Source organism: Mesorhizobium ciceri WSM4083, from assembly GCF_000519305.1.
In the GTDB taxonomy this organism is placed as follows: Bacteria; Pseudomonadota; Alphaproteobacteria; order Rhizobiales; family Rhizobiaceae; genus Mesorhizobium; species Mesorhizobium ciceri_B.
In genome coordinates, this window is the sequence record NZ_JAFG01000027.1 from 1 (window position 1) to 23,312 (window position 23,312).

A 23,312-nucleotide genomic window follows, 5' to 3' on the forward strand; every position below is an offset into this window, starting at 1 on the left:
CGGGCGGCGAGCGCTGGATCGATCCCCTGCAACTGCTGTTCCAGGAAATCATAATCGCTCTGGATATGGGCGTCGCTCAGCCACTCGGTGGCGCCGAGCACCGAGCCCGCGGCGACACGGGACGAGGCTGTCCGGTCCAACCCTCCGATCCAAGCATCGGAGGAGGGGCTCGCAAACGCCGCCACGGAATGAATATCGTCGCGCAATGGGGGCTTCGCGGGGCTGGGATCTGTGGCCGCTACGGGGCACAAGTATGCGTGCAGCGCCTTCATACAAGGCTCTGCGTTCTTTTTGTCGTTTTTGTCCGCTGGGACAAACCTGACGTCAGCTTGCTGGTAGAGCGGCCGGCGCTCTGTCATCAACTGGGCCAGTTTAAGATTCGGATCGGTGCCTTGCAGCAGCGGGCGTTTGGCGTCTTTCCTTGTTCGAGTTTGGATGACGTCCATACCCGTATCAAGCCAGATCGAGACCCCTTTGTTGCCGATGCGCTGGCGAGTCTGCTCGTTCACGACCGCGCCGCCGCCGGTCGCGATCACCGTGGGCCCCGCCTCGAGGTACAGAGCGATCTCACGTGCCTCCAGCCTCCTGAAGTGAGCCTCGCCGTCATCCTTGAATATTTGCGATATCGATTTGCCGGCCTTCTGCTCGATTTTCCTGTCGGTATCGATGAAACGCAGCCCCAGCCGACGCGCGAGACGTGGGCCAATGGTGGATTTACCAGCGCCCGGCATGCCGACGAGCACGATCGAGCGGCCGCCGAGGGCCGCGACAATCTCCTTTGCCTCAGGTGACTTGGCAACCTGCGGCTGCGTTGATGATCCGACGGCTCGCAATCCAGGTGCCGCTGCGGCCCTATCCCTGTCATGCCTCCAGTGTGTTATGCTCAGCACGCTATCGGGTCTGTCGACGGCCTTGCAGCGTTCTCTTACCTTCTGCTCAACGTCCTCTATCTTCTCCCGGGCGTCCTGGCGCTTCAGCTCCTGCAGCTCTTTATAGGCGTCGTGATTGTCAACTTTGGCGCGGTAGCTGGCTGGCGTATGGAATTCCACCTGGAAACGGTAGCCTTCTGCTGTGGCGAGCACAGTGTGGATGCCGAGATAACTCGGACGCCCGAATTTGAACCAGTTGGTCACCTCGATTTCGGTGTAGTCCTGCTCCTCGAAGGCCAGAATGGCTGCCTTGAAGGCACGTGTAAAATCTTTGTCAGGGATTTCGAAGACATGACGTACGGCGCTGCTGACCAGCTGCGGGGTGCCGGCGGATGGGACGCTCGCGCCAACCAGATGCTGTCTTATCGAGCGTTCCGATTTCAAGCGCCGGTCCAGATGAGGCATTCTTACCTGGAGGCGCATTTTCCTGAGGCTCGTGGCGACGCTTAGTGCCGCTGCGGTTATTTTTCCCTCTTCTTTTGTAGCGCGGGCAACTTCAATTTGGGCGCGCTCTGAGGCCTCCTCGTGACTGAGCATGATCGACTCGCCGGAATCGGCTGCGGCGGAGGGGAAGCGCGAGGGCTCGCGCAAAATGCGCTGCAACACAGCGAGATGGATCGAGGTTTCCATGACCGATGCCGCCAGGGTAGGGTTGTCCTCCAGGTCCTTCAGGGCTGCGTTGGCGTCAAAGCTTCCGTGGTTGAGAGCCGTGGCCAGGCCTTTGACGTAAGGCACCGACCGCAACCCAGGCGTCGTATGCAGCAGCCGCTGAAGATCCTCGCTCTTCTTGGAAAAGAGCCGAGCGCCGGTGTCGGATTTGTAGGCGTCGGTGCCGACCTTGATACCGAGACTCAGGAGGTTGTTTGTGCTTTGCAGGAGGTCGTCCGGATTGTAACCATCCGGACGAGGATCGATGCGTGCAGGGTAGTTGTCGATCAAAGCCCGGATGCGCTCTCGAGACTGACACGTTGCCGGATACGCATTCGCCAGATCCGGAAAGAGCTCTGAGGCTGCTGGGCTGAGCGTCCTATTTTTGGCCTCGTTCGCTTTTTCCGCGGTCTCGGGCAGGCTTTCCACGTCAGGCTTCTCTGCCCATGCCGCAAGCTCGGCGACGAGCAACTCGGCCAGTTCGCGAGCAACCGGATGCCGGGCGACCTCGATCTCGCGCCTCGCTCTCGCAAGCGTGTTCTCGATATCCTGACCACTGACCTCTTCGCGGGCCAACAACTGACCGATGTCTCGCCGGAGCTCGTGGTGAACGCCCTCGTAGGTGCCAAAGATGGCACGCTCGGCAAACCAGCCTCGCGCTTCATGGGATTGAGCCAGAAAGTTTCGCTGCAGGCCGCTATAGGATTCCAGGACATCCTGGGTAGCGGCGAGAATCTGGCTGGCGCGACCGAACTGGTACTTGTCGCCGTCAAACGCCGGCGTATGCGACTTTGGCGGCTTCAGCGACGGAAGTCCGAGAGCTTGCTCCTTTTCATCGAACACGCGCACATGCTCATAAAGCTGCGGCCGGTCGCCGATGATGGTCACGGTGTCGCCATCGAAGTCGCCGTCAAGCTTTTTCTGTTCACCGGTCGGGACGGCAACCAGCGAGCCCGGGGCAAACACCTCGGTGGCCTGCAGGATGCCCAGGCAGTCGAGCGGCGTGTCCTCCTTGACGCGGTCCTTGCCTGTCGTCCAGTGCGAATGGGACTTGACATCCTCGGCAGACAAAACCAGCCCTCGGTCGGCGTGGGCGGCCGGCCACATCTCGTCCGGCACGACGATCAGGATGCCTTTGGCAAAGAAAGTCGGATCGTCGGCCGCGAGTTCCTCCCCCGATTTCTGGGCGACATTAAAGCTGTATTGGATGGCCACGCAGGTGTCCAGGAACGCTGCCGTCGGGTCCCCGCCAATGGCTGACCTGACTTGCTCGGCGGCCAATGGGCGCAGGTTGGGCTTGTCGTAGGGCGAGCGACCGATCAGCACGCCGCTGGTCCCCGTCAACGTCTCGCTCTTGAGCGTCGGCACATGGAGACACTCATCACCCGACGGTACCGCGACTGCGCCAGGACCGTCGATATGTCCGCCAGTTACAGTTCGAAACAGCTCCTCGGCAGTCAGCCTTTGCCCCCCTCGCGTCTCGAGCCAGGCCGTGGCCTTCTCTCGCACCTCGGCGGCCACCGGCTCGCTGCGCGGATAATGTTGCAGCGCCGTGGCAGGCAGGGACGATCGCCTTCCCTCACCAAAAGCAGCCACCCGATCAGGACCCTGCCCGCCGGCCCGGCGAACAGCTATCATACGCTTGGCCAGCGAAGCCTTGATGAAACCGCAGCCGTCATGCGGTCGCAAGGCGATCGGGCCTTCCGGCCCAGTCAGCTTGAAGGGATGTTCCTCGCTGACAGGGCGGTCTGGCAGCAGCGACAGTTTGAAGGCGCCTTCTAGTGCGTAGTCGTGAGGACCTAGGTCCTTGAGAGCTGGCGGCGCGGCAAAACCCCTGCGCTGTGTATAATAATATGCCTCTTTGAAAGGTGCCCAGGCGCGCGATAGCTTTTCAAAGGCGGTGCCCGGTGCGGTTTCCGCATAGGGAATCGCCAGCAGCTTGCCCCCGGGAGACTCTGCCTCCCCCCGACCCGGAACGAGGGCGGCGACCTGGGAAAGGGTCTTTCGCGGCGGCTTTAATTTGCTTCCGCCGAACAGATCCATGCGGTATGGCACCCCATCGACGGTCAACGTGCGCGCCAGCATAAACGGGCCCGGCTTTCCTGGCAGTTGCACCGCGACCATCTTCGCTGTCCCCGAGGTCAGGCGATGAAAGATCGAATAGCGCGTCTCGGGCTCCATGGCCAATTGCCGGCCCTGCATGTCGACCACCGGCAAGCGCATCAGTCCCGCGTCACCCTGCGGCGGTCTGGGCTCATGGTCCATGGCTCGCAAAACCTGATGGGGGTCGAACACGGACGCTGGATGTTTGGCCTGGACCGTCGCGGTATTCTGCGCCATGAACGTGTCCAGCGCATCGATCGGACTCTCCGCCTCGATCTGCGCGATCAGGTTCCAGCTCATGTTAGAAAGGTCGCTTTCGATGAGCTCGCGCGTGCTATCCAGGATTTCCTTGGTCTTGGACTGCAGCTCCTCCCGCCTCACCCGCAAATCCGAGCTGTTGCCCTCGACATACGGCCGCCGCAGCAACCCTGCCAGGCTCGCACGAGCCTTGAGCACTAGAAAAATCGACAGGGCAGGACGGCGTGTCGAGCTCGGCCCACGCCTCCGCTCGGCATCGCTTGCCTTGAGATGGGCCTCGATCTTGTGCTCCACGATCGGTTGGATGTCGTTCAGCAAGTTCAGAGCCTGCCGCCGGTGCCAAAGCAGCTGCTTGCGCGAGCTGCGAGCCAGCGGCAGCAGAGCGGCGCACAGATTGCCCATGTCCTCGAGGTTACTCTCATGCGCAAAACCAGGGGCACGATGCAATTGCGCGAGCCGATTCATTCCAGCGGCTGCGAGCAAACTGAGATCGTCATGCAATTGGGCCTTGGCCAACGCCCTCAAAATGTTCGTGACGCCTACCGCGTCGGCCTCCTCCAGACGATCACTGGCATAATGAAGATGATGAGCCAGTTTGTGTAGCCGATCTTTCAGCAGAGCGGCCTCTGCAATCTCTCCGGCGTCCTCTCTCCTCATGACCCCCCGCGCCAAACTGTGGGCGATACTGGAGAGCGCGAGCGTCGTAAAATGACGGAATGGTTGACCCGTCGGGCCGAGTCTGCGGGCGATCTCCAAAACCGCCTGGCTGCACGCCTCTTCTTCCGGCCACTTGCCGAACCCATTGAGGAGATTTGCTAGTTCGCGCGGATCAAACCCTGACAGTCGCTCGGCACGGCGAAGCACCTCACCGGCGATTACAGCAGTGGCCTGACGTGATGTCTCCTCTTGCGGCCACTTGCTCAGCCCGTTCACCAGGTTCGCCAGCCCCTGCGAAGTGAAACCAGTGAGCGGCTCGCCGGGACTGGCGCGAGCGAGCACCTCCCCAGCGATGGCAACGATGGCCTCGCCGCAGCCCGCCTCGTCAGGATACTTGCTGAATCCGTTCACCAGGTTGCCTAGATCCTGCTCATTGAATGCCGACAGCCGGTCGGCGCGGCGAGGCACCGCCCGGGCGATCGCAACGGTGGCGTCGCGGCAGTCTTCGGGCAACTTGCTGAAACCGTTCACCAGGTTCGCCAGATCCTGTCCATTGAATCCCGACAGCAGGTCGGCGCGGCGAGGCACCGCCCGGGCGATCGCAACGATGGCGTCTCGGCAGTCCTCGGGCAACTTGCTGAAACCGTTCACCAGGTTCGCCAGCTCCTGCCCAGTGAATCCCGACAGCCGGTCGGCGCGCTCGCAGACCTCAGAGGCGATTGCAACGGTAGCGCGTGAGCATTCCGTCGCCCGCAATTTGCTGAAGCCGTTCACCAGGTTCGCCAGATGCTGCGGACTAAGATCAGAAAGCCCGGCCTTAGGCCGGTCGGCGCGGTGACAGACCTCACCGGCGATCGCAAAGGTAGCGCCGCGGCAGTCCTCAGGCCACTTGCTGAACCCATTCACCAGGTTCGCCAGTGCCTGTGGATGGAACCCAGACAGGCCGGCCTTTTCATCGGCAAGGCGACAGACCTCATCGGCTATGACAACAGTTGCTTGACGTGAGTTCGCCAGTTCCCGCGCCTTGCTGAACCCGTTCACCAGGTTCGCCAGTGCCTGTGGGTCAAATCCAGACAGGCCGGCCTCTTCATCGGCAAGGCGACAGACCTCACCGGCGATCGCAATGGTAGCGCCGCGGCAGTCCTCAGGCCACTTGCTGAACCCATTCACCAGGTTCGCCAGATGCTGCGGATTAAAACCGGAAAGCGCTGCCTTGGGGGGGTCGGCGCGGTGACAAACCTCACCGGCTATCGCAATGGTAGCGCCGCGGCAGTCCTCAGGCCACTTGCTGAACCCATTCACCAGGTTCGCTAATGCCTGTGGATAGAACCCAGACAGGCCGGCCTTTTTATCGGCAAGGCGACAGACCTCACCGCCGATCGCAATGGTAGCGCCGCGGCAGTCCTCGGGCCACTTGCTGAACCCATTCACCAGGTTCGCCAGATGCTGCGGATTAAAACCGGAAAGCCCTGCCTTGGGGTGGTCGGCGCGGTGACAGACCTCACCGGCTATCGCAATGGTAGCGCCGCGGCAGTCCTCAGGCCATTTGCTGAAGCCGTTCGCCAGCAGGGCCAGATTTTGACTATTGAGCTCCGAAAGCGGTCCGCGTTGTTCCTCAAAAAGGTTGGCGATTCTCATCGTTGCGTTGCGGCATTCCGCCACTCGGGGGTAGCGACTGAACGACAGTACGAACAGCGAAAGCGTTTTGCTGTCGACATCGTTCAGCGCATTGCCGAGGCTAGAAACCTGAGTTGCCATGGTCCTGCAAGCTTCCATGCCTGCCTGACCTTCAGGCTCCCGGCTCATCGCGTTGCATGAAGTGGCGTACCCCCATGTATTGCGAGCACGGACATCTTGCTCCCATCCCGGAACAAAGCGACGGGTGAACTCGGAAGCGACCTTTTGTAGGAATGTGGCCCGATGCGCCTGACCCTCCAGCCTCTTGTCGTGATCCGCCACAGCGGATGCAAATTCAGTGATGTCGTGAGCGAATGATATGTCATGTAAAGCGTCATTAAGGAGTGCATCGTTGAGGCTCTGTGCGGCTACATGGTCGAAACGTCGCCGTTCCGGTCCTGCAACCGGCCTGGACTGGCTTTGCTCATGGCGTGCGAGCGTGTCTGGTTGCGACCTACTCGGTCCTTGATCGCCGAGCCAGGACCTCTCAAAACGCAAAGAGCTTTCTTGCCTAGGCATCGCTTCGCCCTGTCGACCTTGGAGAGACCCATGCCGCGGCCCACTGGCTGCGCCTCGCGAACCCCCAAGAGCTCCGCGGGGACCCATCGAGGAATCGGCAGATTTGTCGCCGAGGGCTTCGTCGGCCCCTCGCACAACGCGAGCATAAGACATTCTTCTATCTTGGGGCCCAGAATGCATCGGCTCCACGCCGGCATCGGACGGTTGGCTGGGTTGCCCAGGGGCATGACTTGATAGTGGATGAGACCTGCTCGATCCTGCATCGCCACTGCCCACGGTTTTTTGCGGACCGGATGGGAGCGCCTCTGGTTGCGATGTGGTGGCTGCCTGGTCGCCGCGTCGGGATCCCGGTTCAGAACTCAGGGAGCTTTCTTCTCGAGCTGGCGCTCCACCAGCTGACACTGAGGGAAAACCGCGCCGCGCCGCAATGTCTGGATCTGGCGCAGCGGCTTGGGTGGTTGGGTCCAGCATACGACGTGGGCCAGCGGAAGGGCTCGAAGATCTGTTGCCCAGGGACAGAACATTCGCTTCTGTCACCGTGCCGCTGTCGACCACAGCGGCCTGCGGCGCCGGCCGCCCAGCGGTCGAACTCCGGGCTCCGGCGGCCGGCTTGCGCTTGCCTTTCGATTTCCTGCGCGTTGCAGTGCCTTCGGCCACCACGGCCGTTTCGGCCGCAGCCTTGCCAGTAGCGCCGGTCTCAATCGAAGCGGCGGGCCGATCGCTGAGGGGCGGCACCTTCGGCTGCAGGTCGAAGAGCCGCAAGACCTCGTCCGCAATGACCCGCGCCTCTTGCGCGATGTGGCCCAACAATTCCAATGGAAGGTCGGCGCCCGTTCGGTCCTCGCTTAGCGTGGCAAGGAAGTCGGGCAGCGCCGACGAAAATTCCAAAAGCCTCTCCCTGACCCCTTCCAAAACGGCGCAGTCCGCTGGCTCGAGTGGGCGCCCTGCCTTGGTCTGAAGAGCATCGCGCGTCCGGTGCAATGCCGGCAAAACTTTGGCGCTGAGGGGATGCAGCAGCCGCAGCCGCCCGTCCTCACCGAAAAGCATTTCCTTCAGGGGGGCCTGGAAACTGCTCGCCTGCGGCTCAATCATCAACTTCGCCAGATCGATCCGCGATTGCAGGACCATGAATTTCGAAATCAGTGCCGAGCCAGTCTGCAGCCGCACATTGGCCTCTTCGGCCTGCCGGATCTCAATCTTTGTATTTGGCAGGTTGGCAGTGACGGCATAGGCTAGCTGGATGCGTTCCTCGCGCCATGTCTTCTTTTCCCAAAACTCCACGCAGGCCACATAGTGCTTTGCCACACTGGAAACCGCTTGGCTTAGCCGGGCGGGGTCAGGGTTGGATCGGAGGACCAGGTCGAGCACGCCGCGCGCCTTACCTCGCATGTCCAGCAATCGCATCCCGTCCGCGCCCAGTTGCATGCATTCGGATGCAGCATCAAGCGCCAGATCGCGCGTTCGACGCGCCTGATTATTGGACAGGATGCTGCGCGCTCCAGGGGGCAGGCTCGCATGATATTCCAGAACTGTTGCGCCGGCATCGACGATTCGATCGAGGGCCTCTTGCTTCTCCTCCAGGGTAGGGGCTCGCCTGGCCACTAGGAGCGCTTCAGCGCGGCGGGATTCAAACGCGTCGAGCAGGTCTTTCATCTGTTGATCTGCGGCGTTGGCTTTTTCGCCTGCCAAGCAAATCGGCACTGCCACACCGGAAGTCAGGGGCTGGTCGGCGACTGAGGCCGTGGCTTCATCATCCAGGACTGAGGGAAGACGCCGCCGCCGCGCAGTGCCTGCTCGCGTCAATGCCGCTGCTCGTATGACAGCGTCCGGCACTCGCCGTGCGCCCACGGACGCGCCGGCCGATCTCTCGCCAAGGGTTTCGTCGGCACAGGTCGCATTGCCTAAGCAGGGAGCGCTTGTGTCTTTCGGCCCAGAGTGCATCCGCTGCAGGACTGAATCGAAGGATCGGCTGCCTGCTGGGGCAGGGCTCGTTCGCGACGGCGAACTGCTTGGTGCCGGCTTCTCGTCGGCCCCCGCATTCCCAACGCGCGAGTTCCCAGTTCGGCCAATTCCCGTCATATTCATCTCCGATCGGCGAGAATGCGCCGGCTAAATTGTCTCGGGCTGTGATCTCGTTCAGCAGCCAACGGACAAAGCTTTGGCTAGTATGTGCAACCGCCCAGATGGCACAGCACAAACCTCTGGACGGCCTGAGGCCGCACGAGCCTCTGGGACTTGCTCTGCCGGCGGCGCGGGTTGAATTTTTTGCCGCGTCAACCGATGGTCGACCCGAGCTCGCATGCCCCGGCACAGCGAAGTGAGCGCGACCCACGAATCTGGGACGGTCGGGCGAATACGCTGACCAAACAGAGACTGATTAGGCAGACGCCCGGGTGCGTTCCCGACTGCGCCGCGGGCCGCCGGTGCACCGCTGGCCAAGTACTTGCGTTGCTCAGGCGGGTAGCTGCTCCGCCTGAGTCTCGCATGCGTGCTGCTGCTCGTATGCGTGCTGCCCTTTCGGACGAGCATTTCGCCCACCGCCATGACCATGACAGCGCACATATTCAGAAGCGGCCGGCGATCGCGATTATCTCCACCAGCACCCGGTCACATAAAGTCATCCTCGTACGAGCCTGAACCTGGTCGAGTGCTCCCGCGATCCTCAGTCTTGCAGAGATACTTCGCCGGCTTGCCTGCACGCTGCCATTCACCGTCACTGTTCTTGGTCCACTTGTCGGGATGCTGAGTAGGGTCAAGCACCATGTCGCCATCATCGACTTCAACGAACCCCATCGCCGCTGCGCGGGCTTGTGCCTCCGGGTTGGCCGCACGCCAGTTCAGCAAAGGCCGTTCGCCGTCCATCCGAAGTTGATGCTCCAGCAGAATGTCGCCTGCATTCTCGACGAGCGGATGAGCAACCTGAAGATCCACAATTGAAGTGACCTCGGTTCGACCAGGAAATTGTTCCCTCCAGCTTTCCGATTCGAAGTCAGTCATGCTGAACCCGCCTTCTGTTCTCAGCAGTCCGACACTCTTGTCTCCCAACTGATAGCTGAAATATTGCGCGTGCTCCGAGTCCCGACGCACGGCGAATTGACTCGCAACGTCCGCAGTGCGTCTGGCTCGTGCAGATACGAATTCCGAATACTCGTGTGGATTATCGGCGATACGCATGATCTCACCGCCATGAAATTGCCTTGCCTCCCTCCTGAAAGTAGACCTGTCGATCTGCACCACCGGAGGCCGGTCTTGGAGGGAATAGGCTTGCGCGCCCCCCGAGGATGAGCCGCCGGAATCCGACCCGCCTAGATGCATTCGGGCCAGTCTGTCTGAGAAGTCTTGGCTTCCTGCATCCGTTTGCCCGCGCCCACTGTAACTGTAGTGGCCACCGGGCGAGCTACCAGTTCTACCATACATGACGATTGCTCCTATATTTTTAGTTGAATCCAGGCTGGTTGCTGCAGCACGCCTGGATAGACCACTTGGCTGACTAGGAGCTGACAAAGCCGCCGTTGTAGATGCAAAAGGAAGAGCTGACGTGAGTGTTTCGTGTTGAAACTGCGGCCTATCGCCGGCCAAGGCTTAGGCTACGTCTATACCAAGCCCGCGGTATAAAGTATCTTCGCGACAGGCGCGAAACATTGTGCAGGAACGGCGTTGCCCAGCTTCGTTTTGCTGATAAGCTGATGCGCAAGCACATCATCATCGACAATGTGGATGCGTAGCGCCCGCGCCTCGGTTGACATGCTCGAAGCAGCCTCGCCCTCGGCGCGGCACACCATCATCGGTACCCCGAATTCGCTGCGAACGTAACGCAGACCGACGAGTATGGCGTTCCCTCTCACGACCAAATTGGCCCGGTGCACCCCCAGGGGAGGCTCGTGCGCAGACTCCTCGCGCAGGCGGCGTCGTTCACGCTTCAACTCCGGCGTACCTTCCTGGTCCTTGAACTCGTGTTTCACTTCGGTCATGGTCATGCGCATTTCGCGCAGAAACAACGCACGCTGCACCAGCAGATCGACCAGGCCGCCGACCAGAAGGGCAGCGGCGCCGATCATGCTCAGCAGCTTCGCCTGCGTAAAGACGAGGCCAATACAGCCCGTGCCGCAGATCGGCAGATAGATCATCGTTTTCCACGTGCCGAGAATGAAGAGGAAAAAGGTTGTGCTCAGGACCGCCACCTTGAACAGCGTCTTGCCAACTTCCACTGCAGAACGCGCAGACGCCATGCGCTTCAATCCCTGGAAGGGGTCGATCTTCTCAAACTTGAACTTCATCGGCTCCAGTGAGAACACAAATCCACCATTGGCTATTATGGCGGCCACAACCACCGCGGCGATGAGAGTCCCAAGCAGCGGGCCAACAGTGTCCACTGTGAGTTCAATCAGCAGGACGAGTGCCTGCCGGACTGCTGTATGGAAGGGCAGATTCTGCAGGTTATCGACAAGTAGCAACGCTTCGTGGCACTTGTCTTGGATCACGCTCCCTCTTAGCCAAATATAGCCGAGCGCAGCGCAAGAGGCGGCCGCGCGGACAAAATCGGAACTGTGCGCGATCTGCCCTTTTTTGCGCGCTTCGTCGAGCTTGTGAGCGCTGGCGGCGTGTGTCTTCTCTTCGCTGCTGTCGCTCATTTCAGAAGCTTGTCAAACCACTCAAGCGCGCCGTCCGCTTGTGTGATCTCCAGGCTCATTGCCTCGATGAGGTAGGCAGTGTAGCCGACCATGATAATCGGAAAGCCAATATTCTTGATCATCGGTGACAGTTGGCTCGACTTGAACTGGGGCGCAAAACGCCGCAATATCATCATCGACATGTCAACCAGCATCAGGAAAGACACTACAGGCCCGGAGACCAACAACGTCGTGAGCATGATGCGGTCGAGGAGCTTTAACACCTCCATTGCACCTTGCACCGATAGTATGGGGCGGAACCGATACACAGGCCAGATCTGAAAGCTGCCATAAAGGGTGCTGACCACAGCCTCCAAGCCACCCGACGCCACGAACATTGTGATTGCGGTGATCCCGAGAAAAACTGCCATAGCGGAAGCCTGACTGTTCGTCGCCGGATCGGACGAAGCAGACGGGCTGGTGATGCCGCGCTGGCTGTCGACAAACTCGCCGGCCGCCTGAAGGCCCCACAACGGGATGCCGAGGAAAGTGCCTAGTAGCAGTCCGACAAAGATCTCCTTCACGCCGAGCAGAGTTGCCTGGATCAGACGTGTTTCAGGATCCAGCGCCTGCAAGCCGTCGCTGACGAGTGGTAAGCATGGCAGTGCGAGGGCAACAGCCATGCTGCTGCGGATGAGCCCGCCAAGCTGAGCCCGTGTAAACACTGGAAGCACCATCATGATGCCTATCGCCCGAGCCGCGCCAAGGGCGGCTGCAGCCAAGAGGTCGATTGCCGCATGGATCAGGATTGGAATCTCGGGCGATGACGCATTCATGGTGGAGGCTGGTAGCTGGGAGTTATTGCGGGAAACTCCGTGAAGACCTGGTCGGCCAGTCCTAGGAGCGGGGCGCTCAGCACAGGGGCAAACATACCGATCACCGCCACAACGACCAGAAGCTTGACTGTGAGGGGCAAGCTCTCATCCTGGATTTGCGTTGCCGCCTGGATAATCCCGATGACCAGGCCAACAACCACCGATGCAATGAGCGGCGGCAGAATCCAGATCATGAAAACCACCAACGACTGGCTCATAAGAGTGACAATGCTGGATTGAGTAATAATCAACCTCCCGGTGTGGCGTAACTCAAGACCAGCCCGTGCATTAGCTTCGACCACCCATCAATAGCGACAAACAAAAAGAGCTTGAAAGGCACCGATATGACTGTCGGGGATACCATCGACATGCCCATCGCCATCAAAATTGTCGTCACGATAAGATCGATCACGATAAAGGGGAGATAGAGAAGGAAGCCTATTTCGAATGCGCGCTTGAGTTCTGAAATTAGAAAGGACGGCACGAGAATCGCAAAATCATCAGGTGTGGTTTTGGCGCGCATTTCCTCTGGCCACAGCTTTTCCGCCGACGACAAGAAAAAAACGCGCTGTTCTTCATTTGTGAATCTCTTCAGATAGTCGTGCACGGGCTCACGGCCCACTTTGGCGGCGCTTACCCAGTCGTCCAACGTTTGATAACGCAGCTTCGGATCCGTCATCCGATCATAGGTCTGTTCGATAACAGGCGCGCTGATGAAAACGGCGAGGATGAGTGCCGCGGCGTACAGCACTATGTTGGGTGGTATCGTCTGGGTGCCCAACGCATTGCGGACGAGGAACAGAACAACCGATACCTTGATAAAAGCCGTGGTTGTGACGACTGCTAGAACCAGCAGGCCGAGTCCGCCTGTAACCGCAAGAAGCGACAGAATTGCGGGCTGAATCTCAGTCATTGGATGCCAATCTGCCACGGAGTCTGACGCCCAGCTCATCTCCGACCCGCACGATATCCCCACGCCCTATGCGCCGGCCGTTGGCGACTATGTCGACCGGACCATCGATTGGCCGACCAAGTTCGAAAACGTGTCCTTCGCCCGCGCTCCTCAAGTCGCCTAGAGGCATCGGCCAGCGGCCGCATTCAAAGACAAGGACGATCTCGACGTCGTCGAGATCGGGTTGCGACTGTTCTTGCTGCGATTGCGGTTGTGTCGACATAGGGACGTTCTCCAAAAGGCACGATCGCGGGCGGAAGGGACCCCGCAGGATTAGGTCGTCGCCCTCAATATCTGCCCCGGCCCATAACTGGCCCAAGGATAGAGTGATCTGGCCGCGGCCGAACGGCGATATGTCTGGCAACAGAACGTCACCGATACATGCTTGGCGAAGAACCGCTGCTGGAACGCAGAGCGTGCCGATTACTCCTGCAACGATGGCCGGCAACTCCGGCGAGACCTCGCGCGGCTGCCGCGGCAATTGGCCAACCAGTTCGCCCAAGGCGCGGAAGGCAGACGGCACCAAGCCATCAAGAGGAGAGAACAGGAACAGGCGGCCCTGGCCGCTGACTGGGCCGAAGACGATATCAAGCTCAAGGTAAGGAGCAAGTGTCGTGGCTTCGCGCACGCCCAGAAGCTGCACGTCGAGCTGCGTCTGCTCTTCCATTCGAGCGACAAGCGGCTCAAGTGCAAGTTCGACAATCAGGGAAGCGGTTGGCTCGGAAGGTAAACCAAGGCCGCTCTGTACTGTCGAGACGAGCGCCTCCACCAGATCTCGTGACAGCGACAAGACCATCGTTTCGGGTCCCACGCGCCAAAAGCAGTCTAGCATCGGAATGGCGGAAGCTTGCTGCTGCCAAACAAGCCCTTGTATCCGCACCGATAGCGGCTTGTCGCTGATCCGGCTCTCAAACGGCCTGCGGGAGGCCGCTATATCATTGAGCCACGAGACGACCACGTGGGACAATGTTAGCCCTGGTTCGAAGATAGCAGGTCTGACCACAGTGATTACCGAAGCGGCTCTAAGCTGCACGATAGCGTCATTCACAGAGCCCGCGGTTTATCGGTTCTGGGTGCCTCGGCCAGCGAGACCCTTCCATGCCGAACCGATGCCTCATCGTCGGCCTCCATCTCGCTTGCGGCCTCCGAATGAGTATCGAAGGCGCGTCGAACGTCGTCCTCGATTTGTTGCCATTTGTGCTTTGCGGTCGAACGTTTGACCCACACAGCCCTCTTCTCAGACGCCGCTGCCTCGGCTTTTTCTTCAGCGATGCGCGCATCATCGACCACCTGGTGGCTGGACGTTAGCTTGGCCGCAAGCCGCTCAATTTGAAGGTGATGACGGTCGAGTGCTGCGCTGGTCAACGTGTCGAGCGACATCAGTTCCTGGTAGAGTGCCGCTTGGGTCCGTGCGCAATGATGCTGTACTATTGCAAGCTCTTGGGAGGCATTCTCTACGGCTAAGGTGGCCATATGGCGCTGGGCTTCCTTCATGGAAAGTTCCCTAAGGGCACTACGCTCTTGCATATCCTTCAGAAGCCGTAACCTCGAAACGTGAACGCGATTCACGCGGTCAGACGCGACATCCATGCGATCGTTTCCTCAAAATCCGACGGCTCGTCTTCGCTCTGACGGAGAAATTCCCGCAAGTCGCCAATCGTGGCGACTGCCCGGTCAGTCAGCGGGTCGCCGCCTTGCTTGTATTCGCCGACATTGATCAAAAACTCGGATTCGGCGTACCGAGAGAGGAGGTCACGGAAGAACGATGCTGCCTTGCGATGTGTCCCAGAAACGACCGCATCCATTACGCGACTGCGACTCTGCAGTACATCGATGGCGGGGAAATGCGATCGCGCCGCGATAGCACGCGAGAGGACGACATGACCGTCGAGGATGCCGCGCGATTCCTCGGCGATTGGATCGCCTGTGCCATCACCTTCGACAAGTACCGTGTAGAACGCCGTGATGGAGCCGCGCTCGCCCATGCCAGCACGTTCCAGCAGGCCTGGCAGCATGGCAAAAACGGAGGGAGGAAAGCCCCGCCGGGTCGGCGGCTCGCCCGCAGCAAGGCCTATTTCGCGCATGGCGCGGCAGAAACGCGTTAGCGAGTCCAACATGAGCGCGACGCGTAGCCCTTGCTCGCGAAAGTATTCCGCGAGCGCGGTCGCCATAGGAGCACATTGCGCCCGCTCCACTGCCGAGCGGTCGGAGGTTTCAACGACAACGACCGTACGGCGCAGGCCCTCCTGCCCAAGATGCCGCTCGATGAATTCACGAACTTCGCGTCCGCGCTCGCCTATGAGCGCGACTATGACAATGTCGGCGGCGGCACCTTTTACGATCTGCGACAATAATGTCGACTTGCCACAACCAGGCTCGCCGTAAATTCCGATCCGCTGACCTTCGCCGCATGTGAGAAGACCATCTAGGGCACGGACCCCGAGCGGGAACGGCAGCTCAACCATCCGCCTTTTCATTGGGTTGGGCGCACTGCCGTGCAGCGGACGAGTTTCGGCGGTTTTGACTTCGCCTTTGCCGTCGAGTGGGCGGCAACGGCTGTCTATCACACGGCCAAGCAATTCGGGGCCGACTGGCACTTCACGCATTCGTCCGGTGGACACGACCTCTGCGCGGCTGGACAGACCCACCAAGTCACCGATCGGTGTGAGCAACACCCCATTGTCCAACAAACCGATCACCTCGGCTTCGAGCGAAAGGCCGGTTCGGGTGTCCTGCAGCAGACAAAGTTCTCCAATCCGAGTATCTGGCAAAACGGCATGGACCAGCGTACCGACAGCCCGCGTGATCCGGCCGTGCACGACACGGGTGTCGATTTCCTTTGCTGTAGACCTCAAGGACGAGATCGCCGGATCGGGCGCCCGGCCACCAGCGAGCTTACTATGCTGAGATACCGGCCTGATCACCCTTCGCCGTCCTCAGAATACGACCTAAAGCCGAGGCGCAGGGCGCGCATCTGTGCATCAAGTCCAAGATCGACATTGCCATACTCGCTCCACAGCACGCACTGTTGCGGCAACAAGGTCGGATCCGGATCGATCCGAACCCTCGGCCGACCCTCCCATCCGTCGCATCCAGCAAACTCGCGCGCGAGCATGTCCACTTGCGCGGGACATACATGAAGGCAAACTTCCGCGCCCTTATATTTGCGCTCAATCGCGTGACGAACGGCCCTGACCAAAAGCTCGCCCGGATCGAAAACTCCCACGAGATCGGTTAGTATCTCCATGACCAGCTCTGGCAATTCCTGCTCCAGAACCGCCCTTCGCCGCGCCACTTCGGAGACTGCCTGCGCAATCAGCCGGGCCATCTCCTCGTTGCCTGCATTCAAGCCTTCGGTACGGCCGCGCTCCCGCTCTCGCTGATAAGCGGCGCGTGCCCAGCTGCGAACCCGCTTCAGATGCCGTTCTGCCGCCTCACGCGCTTCTGCGGCGCCATGCCAGATCTCGAGCTCGCTCGCCGATATTAGCGGCCCGACCGGGCGCAACTGCGGCGCAACGGGCTCTGCGAAAAAATCGACTGTCATATCGCCGGGTTCTCCGTCTCAAAATGTGCCACCACAAGCGAAAGCAACTGACCCGAGGCCTTACTGTGTTCGGGCGCGGGGTTCTCGGCGGCGGTCCCGACGGGCAATCGCAGAAGCACGCGGCTACGCTGAAGCGCCGGACTGCTATTAAGCCAAGCTCCAAGGCAGGCATGCCCATCGTGTTCGATGTGTCGCGCGAGCGCTTCCGGATCGGCGATCAAGCTGCTTGCGATCGCATGCGCCAGATGTCGAACGCCGAACGCGTGTACATCTGCACCGATATGCTCAATAAGCGCGGTCAGGTCATGCTTTGAAACAAGTTTCAGCAGCGATCGGGCATGCCAGATACTGCCGGCCAGGAGAGCAGCCCGACGCGGATCATGTCCGCCCAGAAGATCCGGCTCCAAGCCGCTTCCGTTTGAATGCGTTTTATCGTCAAGCAGCAATTGTGCCAGTCTTAGCTGCAGCCTGGGGCGCTTCTGCAACTGCACCAATGTCGCAGCGGACAACGCCGGATCAAGACGTGCCGCAAGACGAGTCGGATGCGCTAAAGCAGCAAGATCGCTCAGGCACACGGGATGGAATTGCGACTGATCGCGTCCGGAAGTCTGCGTCGATATCGGCATTGGGAATATTACCTACGCACCATCGCCGATTTTTCTTGCGAATGGCCTTGGCAGCGAAAACACCGAACGGCCAGCGACCTTGGGCAATGCGCCTGATGATCCCCGGCGCCGATGCCTTAGGACACTGGCCAGGAAATGACACGTCACTGCGCATATTGCGGCGGCAACACCGATCACGATGGCCAGAAGGGGCGCTGCAAGGGACCTGGATGCTTCGGCCGAGACAGTCGCCGGAACAGTCCGTAGCTCGTGTTCGGGCGCTTCCACAGGAACCAAAACCACTTCGACTTTTTCGTAGGTCAGGCCTTCGATGCTGTCGGCGACGAGCATCTTAATCTTCGGCAGCAGTAGTGAGAGATTTACTTTGGCGTCGTGCCGGATAAAAACAGCGGCTGAGGATGGCGTACCACCCGATCGTAACAGGTCGTTATTTGGCAGAACGACATGAACACGTACTGAGAAGACGCCATCGATATCGTTGATGGTGCGCGATAACTCTTCACTCATGGCATAGACGTAACGAGCCCGCTCCTCGGTCGGTGAGGCAATCAGGCCTGATCCACTGAAGACATCTCCGAGGTTCTTGAAGGACTGGCGCGGCAGCCCCTTGGCATTCAGGAGGTTGATTGACAATGCAAGCAGCTTTTCGTCGACCTGAAGCGTGCTGGTCCCATCCTTAGCGGCAACTCTTACGGCATCGACCCCGTTGTCCATCAGAATTGCGAGCATCTCATTCGCCTCGCGCTCCTGCAATTGCGTATACAGATCGGCCTTGCAGCCACTCAGAGCAAACAGAAGTGGCAGCACAAAAAAATGAAGCGATCGCCGACCGAACGGGCTATGCATGATTCCGCTATGGGATAAGCCAATCATGCGCGCTCTTTATCCTTGCTTGATCAGCGTGTTCACAGAGGAAGTCAGGCCGCTGACACCTTTGGAAACCAGGGAAAGTTGGGTGACGCCATTATAGAGATCCCGTAGATCAGCGACCATCGAGCCGAAATCATGTGCTGCCGGCGTTCCTGCTGTCTCACCCACGCCAGGGACGTTTTGCGCCCGCCCGGGTGGAGGGTTTTTCTCAAGGCCGACCTGATGGTCAAGTCCGGCGGGGGTAACTGCATTGTTCCGGTAAAGGGAAGAAACCGTCTGGAGCAGGCGGTCGCCCCGCAGGGTTGTCTGCGCAGTCGCGCGTTCAACGTCCAAATGCGGAGAAACTGCCGTCACCCCAGCTGGACCCGGCGCGGTATCGTTTTTCGTAGAGGCAGCGGCCTGCGCCAGTGCGCGCTCAAACTGGGCCTGCTCGCCCAACGACGGTGAAGCGACCTTGGGAAGAATATCGGTAAGGCTGGCAGAGATCGACGTGACAGGCATCATCATGCAAGGACTCGATTGCTCTCTTTCGCGCGGGATGAATTCAGCCGGTTTTCACCCGCTTTCGGGTCACTGCCTAGCGAGGCGACCTGACGGCAAGCTGACGAGAGTGCGTCCTTCATTTAAAAAGTTACGGGTGGCGCTTTAGTGCTTGTGAGAGTTTCGGCCTTTGGTTTATCAGGACCAAATGCACGGCACGCTGAACCTATCCATCATCCTGCACAACTTGAAGAGACTTCTTTGTGTCGGATTTTTTCTCTTCACCGGAATCCATACAACTCTGGGCGTCCCGCTGTCGCTTCCCGCGGCGCCCTATAGATATACGGTTCTGGATCAGGATCTCTCTGCCGCGTTGCAGGAATTCGGGAACAACCTGAATATCAGCGTCAACATCAGCGCCGAGGTGAGGGGCCGGATTCGCGGGCGTATGCCTGATTTGCCCGCGCGCGAGTTCCTCGACCGCCTGGCCGAGCTGTACGACCTCCAATGGTACTATGATGGGCTTGTCCTCTACGTATCAGCTGCGAAGGAAGCGCAAACTCGGATGCTTGTGTTGACCCCGCTTCGCTTCGACACCTTCAAAGCGGCTCTCGATCAGCTCGACATCTCCGATGACCGCTACGTCGTGAGACCCGCGCCGGGAAATGGCCTGGTCATGGTTTCCGGTCCCCCTCGCTTCGTTGCGCTCGTGGAGCAGACATTCAACGGCCTGGTGGCCGAGGCGCAGGCGCTTCCGCGCGCGGCGGCGGCGCCTCCAAAGGAATCGGTGCTGATCTTATTCAGGGGCTCCTCCACCATGGTCGTGCGCGATGGGAGACCGGAAGCCTCTTATTCTTCTGACGTGCCGCAACAGGATGAGGTTGGCGGCAAGCCTGAGCCGACTCAGAAATGACATCTCCTGAACGATTGTTGTGAGTTCGTCAGATTCTCGAAAGCTGAACCGGCCATGAGGAGACTCAGGATCCAGCAATCGCCAGCCATTGTGGGCTGGAATTGAACCTGGGAGCCAACAGGAGCGGAGCAATTAAAGCATGGCAAATGGGAGGCGGAATGGTCACCCGGCTAATGCTCATAATCGTCAATGTCCGTGAACACCTTTGGCGTCGCCCCTAAGGGGAGGATTGCTATTTTCACGACTGAGGAGCCACAATGCCAATCAATAATAGCAGCAACACTTTCTCGCAGTCCGTCCAGGATTGCTCAAATCAAATATTCGCGTTGGCCCAGACTCTGCAAAACGGATCGTCCTTTGACACGATCGTGGCCAATTATGACAGGGCCGGTCAGTTCGCGCTCCGGGACCCGTTGCCGCGGAATCTCTCATCGCTGAAAGCAGTGGTCCAGGAGCCCTCGCAGTCGCCTTTGTCAGATGCCGAGGCGTCGTTGGAGGAATTGCGTCTCCACCCAATGGACCTACTGCCGCCAGCTATGAGGGCATCAATCGAAGCGATGGATCAGGAGCCGCAGTCTTCTGAAATCGAGCCCCCGCCGATTGCACCGGCGCCCATAAAAAGCGAGAGAATCACGTGGAACGGGGGCTCGCTCACCTCTGCCGAGTTGCAGATCGTAGCGGTGCTGAACCGTCACAAGGACCTATGCCCGCTCAGTTGGGAATCATTGTCGGATAAAGCCAATGATCCCTCTACGCCATCGGATCTGAAAGCGGCGATCCAGGGGTTGCAGCAGGATCCAGAGCTTTTTTATGCGATCGGCTCGCAGGGCGATGGCCGCTGCGGCGGCAAGATCACGGCGAAGGATTTATCCGGATTCTCCGGCCATCACTCACAAGTTGCCGAATTTCAGGAAAAGCAGGCGCAAAGCTACGGGCAGAATTACATTCCATCCGACAGCACCGGAGATCCGCAGCCGTCGGTCATGACCCGCAACGATGCATTACGCGAGCTCTACAGGTACTCCGAAAACCTGCCCAAGAACCTGAGTGTGGCTGACTTCAAGCAGATCGTCGACGGCGACGCGAAAACCGGCAAATGTCCGCCTCAGGTTATTGCGGCGGCTCAGTACTTCGTCAGCCACCCGAATGAATGGAAGCAATTGTATGGTGGTTCCATCGACAAGGTCCACAAAGAGGACTTTCTTCAAGTCGCGTCATCGGCGATGAGCCTGACGCGCACCGAGCTGGACACAATAGAGACGATCAAGAACAATCAGGACGCCTTCTTTGGAAGCGGTGACCTGACTCGTGAAAAGCTCGCGAGTATGGCGGAGGACAAGAGCCTCGATCTAAAGTTACAGCAAGCCGCCTCTCATCTACTCTCAGATCCTTTGCTATTCAGTCAGCTCAACAATTCGATTACGGGCTACAAAACCCACCATAAGTTCTTCGATTTCGGCGGAGGACACACGGTCGATTCCGGCAACATCAGCAAAAATGACTTTGCGCATTTCTCCGACAGTATGTCGTCGGCGAACCGCACCGTTCAGCAATCGAAGACCCATGCGCCCAAAATCGCCGGGGACCAGGACGCGGTCTCGGACATGATGATGGGTCGGACGGATCAGCCTGATACCAAGTCACCCAAGAAGAATGGCGGGGCATTCATGCACGCAATCGGCGACGTGCTCAAGGTGGTCTCGCCAGTGCTCGATTGGGCTGCAACGGCGGTGAGTCTATTGAGCTTCGTTCCGGCTCTTGGGCAAATGGCCGATGCCGTGTCGATGGCGCTTTCCTGCGAGGCGCAGGCGGCGAATCTTCTCCGTACGGCCATCACCGGAGGCAATATGAAGCAGGCGTTGCTAGAAGCAGGCATCAATATCGGAGGGCAGGCGCTCAGCTTTATCGCTGGCCCCGAAGTCAAGCTGGCAATTCGCAATGGGCTCGTGAAGCAAGCGCTGGAAGAGGCCGCCACGGCCGGGATCAATCTGCCGATCTCCATGGCGCAAGACTATGCAGAAGGCTATCTGAACAATCTGCAAGCACGCCTTGCGGCTTGAGCCTGCAGGGCACGAGCCAGGTCGGTACAATACCTTGTCTTGTGCCAGCTGGTATCCGGCGGGTTTGAACTACTTTCATTTTGCCCCGTGGAGAAGGTGGTGCAGCTCGGCAAAGAAGCCTGCAGACGAATTCTGCGGGCCAAAAGCAGAGCGAACCATCAGCGCCCTGCGATGTGTGTTTTGGGAAGGCGAGCGCGGCAGAAGCTGAGCGTCGCGCCGCCAGCTCCATCGCAGCGTGGCCACTGGCTGTCTTGCATGCCGGCAACGGGAGAACCAGCACCAGATAGTTCTGCGGGCTGGAGATCGGACGGTCAGGCGGTACGCCGCTGCTGCTCGGTCAGCCACTGTTCAAGGGGGCGGCGGCCCCGATCTTGGCCTGCGACGTCGACCAAGGTAGCGCCGCTACGTGGCGAGCGCCGCCCGGCGGGTATTGCGCAGGTACGTGCCAATGGCCACTGAGGCCCTCTCAAGGCATGGCACCTCATCGGCATGATCGCACTAAGCGCAAGTGAGGGTGCTGCTAGGGCGCCCTTTCCTTGCTGGTCGAGCAGCTCCTCATCCTGTCGTCCAGTTGGATGGCCGTCCAAGAGGCCATGTCATCTCCCGCCGCGGCAGGTAACATGGCTAGCTCTTGTCCTAACCAATATCCATGCGCTGTGTCTCCACGAGTCGGATGCACCCGAGCGCATCGGTTCAATCTCTGCCAGGCGTTTCAGCAAGCCTGCCGCTGAGAATGAACTGGCGGCCGAGGCTGCGGCGGAAAACGCCCTGTCGGTTCGCACCTTCACCCGCAAGCGGCCGGTCCCGCAAGCCGTGGCAGAAGAAATCGAGCTCAAATATATTGTCATCGAATGGGCCGCCGGCCCGCGGCGGCTCTGGCGTTTGTCGAACCTGGCCCGAGGAACATCAGGAGAGCCCGGAGGAGATCCGACGCCGCTTCAAGGTGATCGAAACGCGCCGCGATTGCGAGCCGATTAGTCAGGCCCAGCGGCACCGATAATTCCGTGAGCGCCGCAAAGTTATGTTTTGCGTTCGGGGAGCCACGGCGCCCGGCTTGACTGGTGAACAGCGTCGGTTTGCGCATGTGGGGTCGAATTACTTCCTGGCGAAGAGGAGGCAGGCTCATCATCCAACAGAAGCCGGAGTTCCCCTGGCTCGAATGCCATCATTGCTGGGGAGGCAGGCTCATCATCCAACAGTAGCGTGAGCTCCCCTGGCTCGAAGGAGGCGGCCTCATCATCCGACGTCTGCCGGGGTTGCTCCTCGTGCGGTAGGCGCCTCGTCAGCCGGTTTTGCAGCGCCTGGCGATCGGCCACGAGGTTGTCGAGGTGCAGCGGCTCGTGGTCTGGCCGCTCCCCGTTGAGCAGTCGTTGAACCAGCGCCCAGGTGCCGTCGACCACAAACACACCGCAATCATGNTCGTTCGACTGTCGCGGCATGCGGGCCGGCGCCAGGGTGGCGGTCAGCCCTTCTGCCAGCTGCTGTGCAGGCTCNTCGTTGTATCCTGCTTGCTGGAGCGAGTCGTAGTGATAGGCGACCCGGCCTTGCGGGTTGCGGCCATCGACGAACAGCAGCGACCAATGGGTGCCGG

15 protein-coding genes are annotated in these 23,312 nt (G+C 59.8%); 2 read left to right on the forward strand and 13 right to left on the reverse strand.

What is annotated here, in order from left to right:
• From MESCI2_RS01000000135535 to MESCI2_RS0125085, 13 genes are all read right to left on the reverse strand, one after another.
• Window positions 1-8,444 (reverse strand): shikimate kinase (locus MESCI2_RS01000000135535; protein ID WP_245270468.1); only part of this gene is annotated, 8,444 nt, incomplete at its 3' end.
• A gap of 954 nt (window positions 8,445-9,398) precedes the next feature.
• Entirely contained in the window at window positions 9,399-9,965 is a 567-nt protein-coding gene (locus MESCI2_RS0125030) for an effector protein NopP (RefSeq protein WP_276325628.1), read from the reverse strand.
• A gap of 419 nt (window positions 9,966-10,384) precedes the next feature.
• Window positions 10,385-11,422 carry an EscU/YscU/HrcU family type III secretion system export apparatus switch protein gene (locus MESCI2_RS0125035; protein ID WP_027038899.1) on the reverse strand — a complete coding sequence of 346 codons (1,038 nt, stop codon included), beginning with the start codon at window positions 11,420-11,422 and terminating at the stop codon, window positions 10,385-10,387.
• A complete protein-coding gene (sctT, locus tag MESCI2_RS0125040) occupies window positions 11,419-12,237 on the reverse strand; it encodes a type III secretion system export apparatus subunit SctT (protein WP_027038900.1) in 819 nt (272 codons plus the stop codon). Before sctT ends, MESCI2_RS0125035 begins: the two co-directional genes overlap by 4 nt.
• Window positions 12,234-12,494: an EscS/YscS/HrcS family type III secretion system export apparatus protein gene (locus tag MESCI2_RS0125045; RefSeq protein WP_081738897.1), complete on the reverse strand. Its 261-nt coding sequence runs from the start codon at window positions 12,492-12,494 to the stop codon at window positions 12,234-12,236. The genes sctT and MESCI2_RS0125045 overlap by 4 nt, the downstream gene beginning before the upstream one ends.
• Before the next feature lie 29 nt (window positions 12,495-12,523).
• Window positions 12,524-13,189, reverse strand: coding sequence for a type III secretion system export apparatus subunit SctR (gene sctR, locus MESCI2_RS0125050; RefSeq protein WP_027038902.1), 666 nt, complete (start codon window positions 13,187-13,189; stop codon window positions 12,524-12,526).
• A complete protein-coding gene (sctQ, locus tag MESCI2_RS0125055; protein ID WP_245270469.1) occupies window positions 13,182-14,024 on the reverse strand; it encodes a type III secretion system cytoplasmic ring protein SctQ in 843 nt (280 codons plus the stop codon). Before sctQ ends, sctR begins: the two co-directional genes overlap by 8 nt.
• 248 nt (window positions 14,025-14,272) lie before the next feature.
• Window positions 14,273-14,818, reverse strand: a complete 546-nt coding sequence (locus MESCI2_RS0125060; protein WP_027038904.1) for a hypothetical protein — start codon at window positions 14,816-14,818, stop codon at window positions 14,273-14,275.
• Entirely contained in the window at window positions 14,794-16,152 is a 1,359-nt protein-coding gene (sctN, locus tag MESCI2_RS0125065) for a type III secretion system ATPase SctN (protein ID WP_027038905.1), read from the reverse strand. Before sctN ends, MESCI2_RS0125060 begins: the two co-directional genes overlap by 25 nt.
• The gene (sctL, locus tag MESCI2_RS0125070) at window positions 16,149-16,772 is read right to left on the reverse strand and encodes a type III secretion system stator protein SctL (RefSeq protein WP_027038906.1); all 624 of its coding nucleotides are present in this window, start codon (window positions 16,770-16,772) and stop codon (window positions 16,149-16,151) included. The genes sctN and sctL overlap by 4 nt, the downstream gene beginning before the upstream one ends.
• On the reverse strand, window positions 16,769-17,398 hold the full coding sequence (locus MESCI2_RS1000000137455) for a nodulation protein NolU (protein ID WP_081738898.1): 630 nt from the start codon (window positions 17,396-17,398) through the stop codon (window positions 16,769-16,771). The genes sctL and MESCI2_RS1000000137455 overlap by 4 nt, the downstream gene beginning before the upstream one ends.
• A gap of 12 nt (window positions 17,399-17,410) precedes the next feature.
• The gene (sctJ, locus tag MESCI2_RS0125080) at window positions 17,411-18,271 is read right to left on the reverse strand and encodes a type III secretion system inner membrane ring lipoprotein SctJ (protein WP_032901345.1); all 861 of its coding nucleotides are present in this window, start codon (window positions 18,269-18,271) and stop codon (window positions 17,411-17,413) included.
• Window positions 18,272-18,280: 9 nt separating this feature from the next.
• Window positions 18,281-18,775: a nodulation protein NolB gene (locus MESCI2_RS0125085; protein WP_027038908.1), complete on the reverse strand. Its 495-nt coding sequence runs from the start codon at window positions 18,773-18,775 to the stop codon at window positions 18,281-18,283.
• 181 nt (window positions 18,776-18,956) lie between these two features.
• On the opposite strand from MESCI2_RS0125085, the gene MESCI2_RS0125090 reads away from it, so the two are divergent.
• Both MESCI2_RS0125090 and MESCI2_RS0125095 read left to right on the forward strand, forming a co-directional pair.
• Window positions 18,957-19,661, forward strand: a complete 705-nt coding sequence (locus MESCI2_RS0125090) for a secretin N-terminal domain-containing protein (protein WP_027038909.1) — start codon at window positions 18,957-18,959, stop codon at window positions 19,659-19,661.
• A 257-nt stretch (window positions 19,662-19,918) separates the two neighbouring features.
• Complete coding sequence (locus MESCI2_RS0125095) at window positions 19,919-21,721, forward strand: HrpF/NolX family T3SS translocon protein (RefSeq protein ID WP_027038910.1); 1,803 nt, start codon at window positions 19,919-19,921, stop codon at window positions 21,719-21,721.
• Window positions 21,722-23,312 lie beyond the last annotated feature (1,591 nt).

Excerpts from the sequence above, each read along its gene's own strand:
- sctT (WP_027038900.1), bottom strand. The coding sequence starts at position 12,237 with ATGAATGCGTCATCGCCCGAGATTCCAATCCTGATCCATGCGGCAATC.
- sctL (WP_027038906.1), bottom strand. The coding sequence starts at position 16,772 with ATGACAGTCGATTTTTTCGCAGAGCCCGTTGCGCCGCAGTTGCGCCCG.
- MESCI2_RS0125095 (WP_027038910.1), top strand. The coding sequence starts at position 19,919 with ATGCCAATCAATAATAGCAGCAACACTTTCTCGCAGTCCGTCCAGGAT.
- sctR (WP_027038902.1), bottom strand. The coding sequence starts at position 13,189 with ATGACTGAGATTCAGCCCGCAATTCTGTCGCTTCTTGCGGTTACAGGC.
- MESCI2_RS0125090 (WP_027038909.1), top strand. The coding sequence starts at position 18,957 with ATGCACGGCACGCTGAACCTATCCATCATCCTGCACAACTTGAAGAGA.
- sctQ (WP_245270469.1), bottom strand. The coding sequence starts at position 14,024 with ATGGTCTTGTCGCTGTCACGAGATCTGGTGGAGGCGCTCGTCTCGACA.
- MESCI2_RS0125060 (WP_027038904.1), bottom strand. The coding sequence starts at position 14,818 with ATGGATGTCGCGTCTGACCGCGTGAATCGCGTTCACGTTTCGAGGTTA.
- MESCI2_RS1000000137455 (WP_081738898.1), bottom strand. The coding sequence starts at position 17,398 with ATGCCGATATCGACGCAGACTTCCGGACGCGATCAGTCGCAATTCCAT.
- MESCI2_RS0125035 (WP_027038899.1), bottom strand. The coding sequence starts at position 11,422 with ATGAGCGACAGCAGCGAAGAGAAGACACACGCCGCCAGCGCTCACAAG.
- sctJ (WP_032901345.1), bottom strand. The coding sequence starts at position 18,271 with ATGATTGGCTTATCCCATAGCGGAATCATGCATAGCCCGTTCGGTCGG.
- MESCI2_RS0125030 (WP_276325628.1), bottom strand. The coding sequence starts at position 9,965 with ATGCGTATCGCCGATAATCCACACGAGTATTCGGAATTCGTATCTGCA.
- MESCI2_RS0125045 (WP_081738897.1), bottom strand. The coding sequence starts at position 12,494 with ATGAGCCAGTCGTTGGTGGTTTTCATGATCTGGATTCTGCCGCCGCTC.
- MESCI2_RS0125085 (WP_027038908.1), bottom strand. The coding sequence starts at position 18,775 with ATGATGATGCCTGTCACGTCGATCTCTGCCAGCCTTACCGATATTCTT.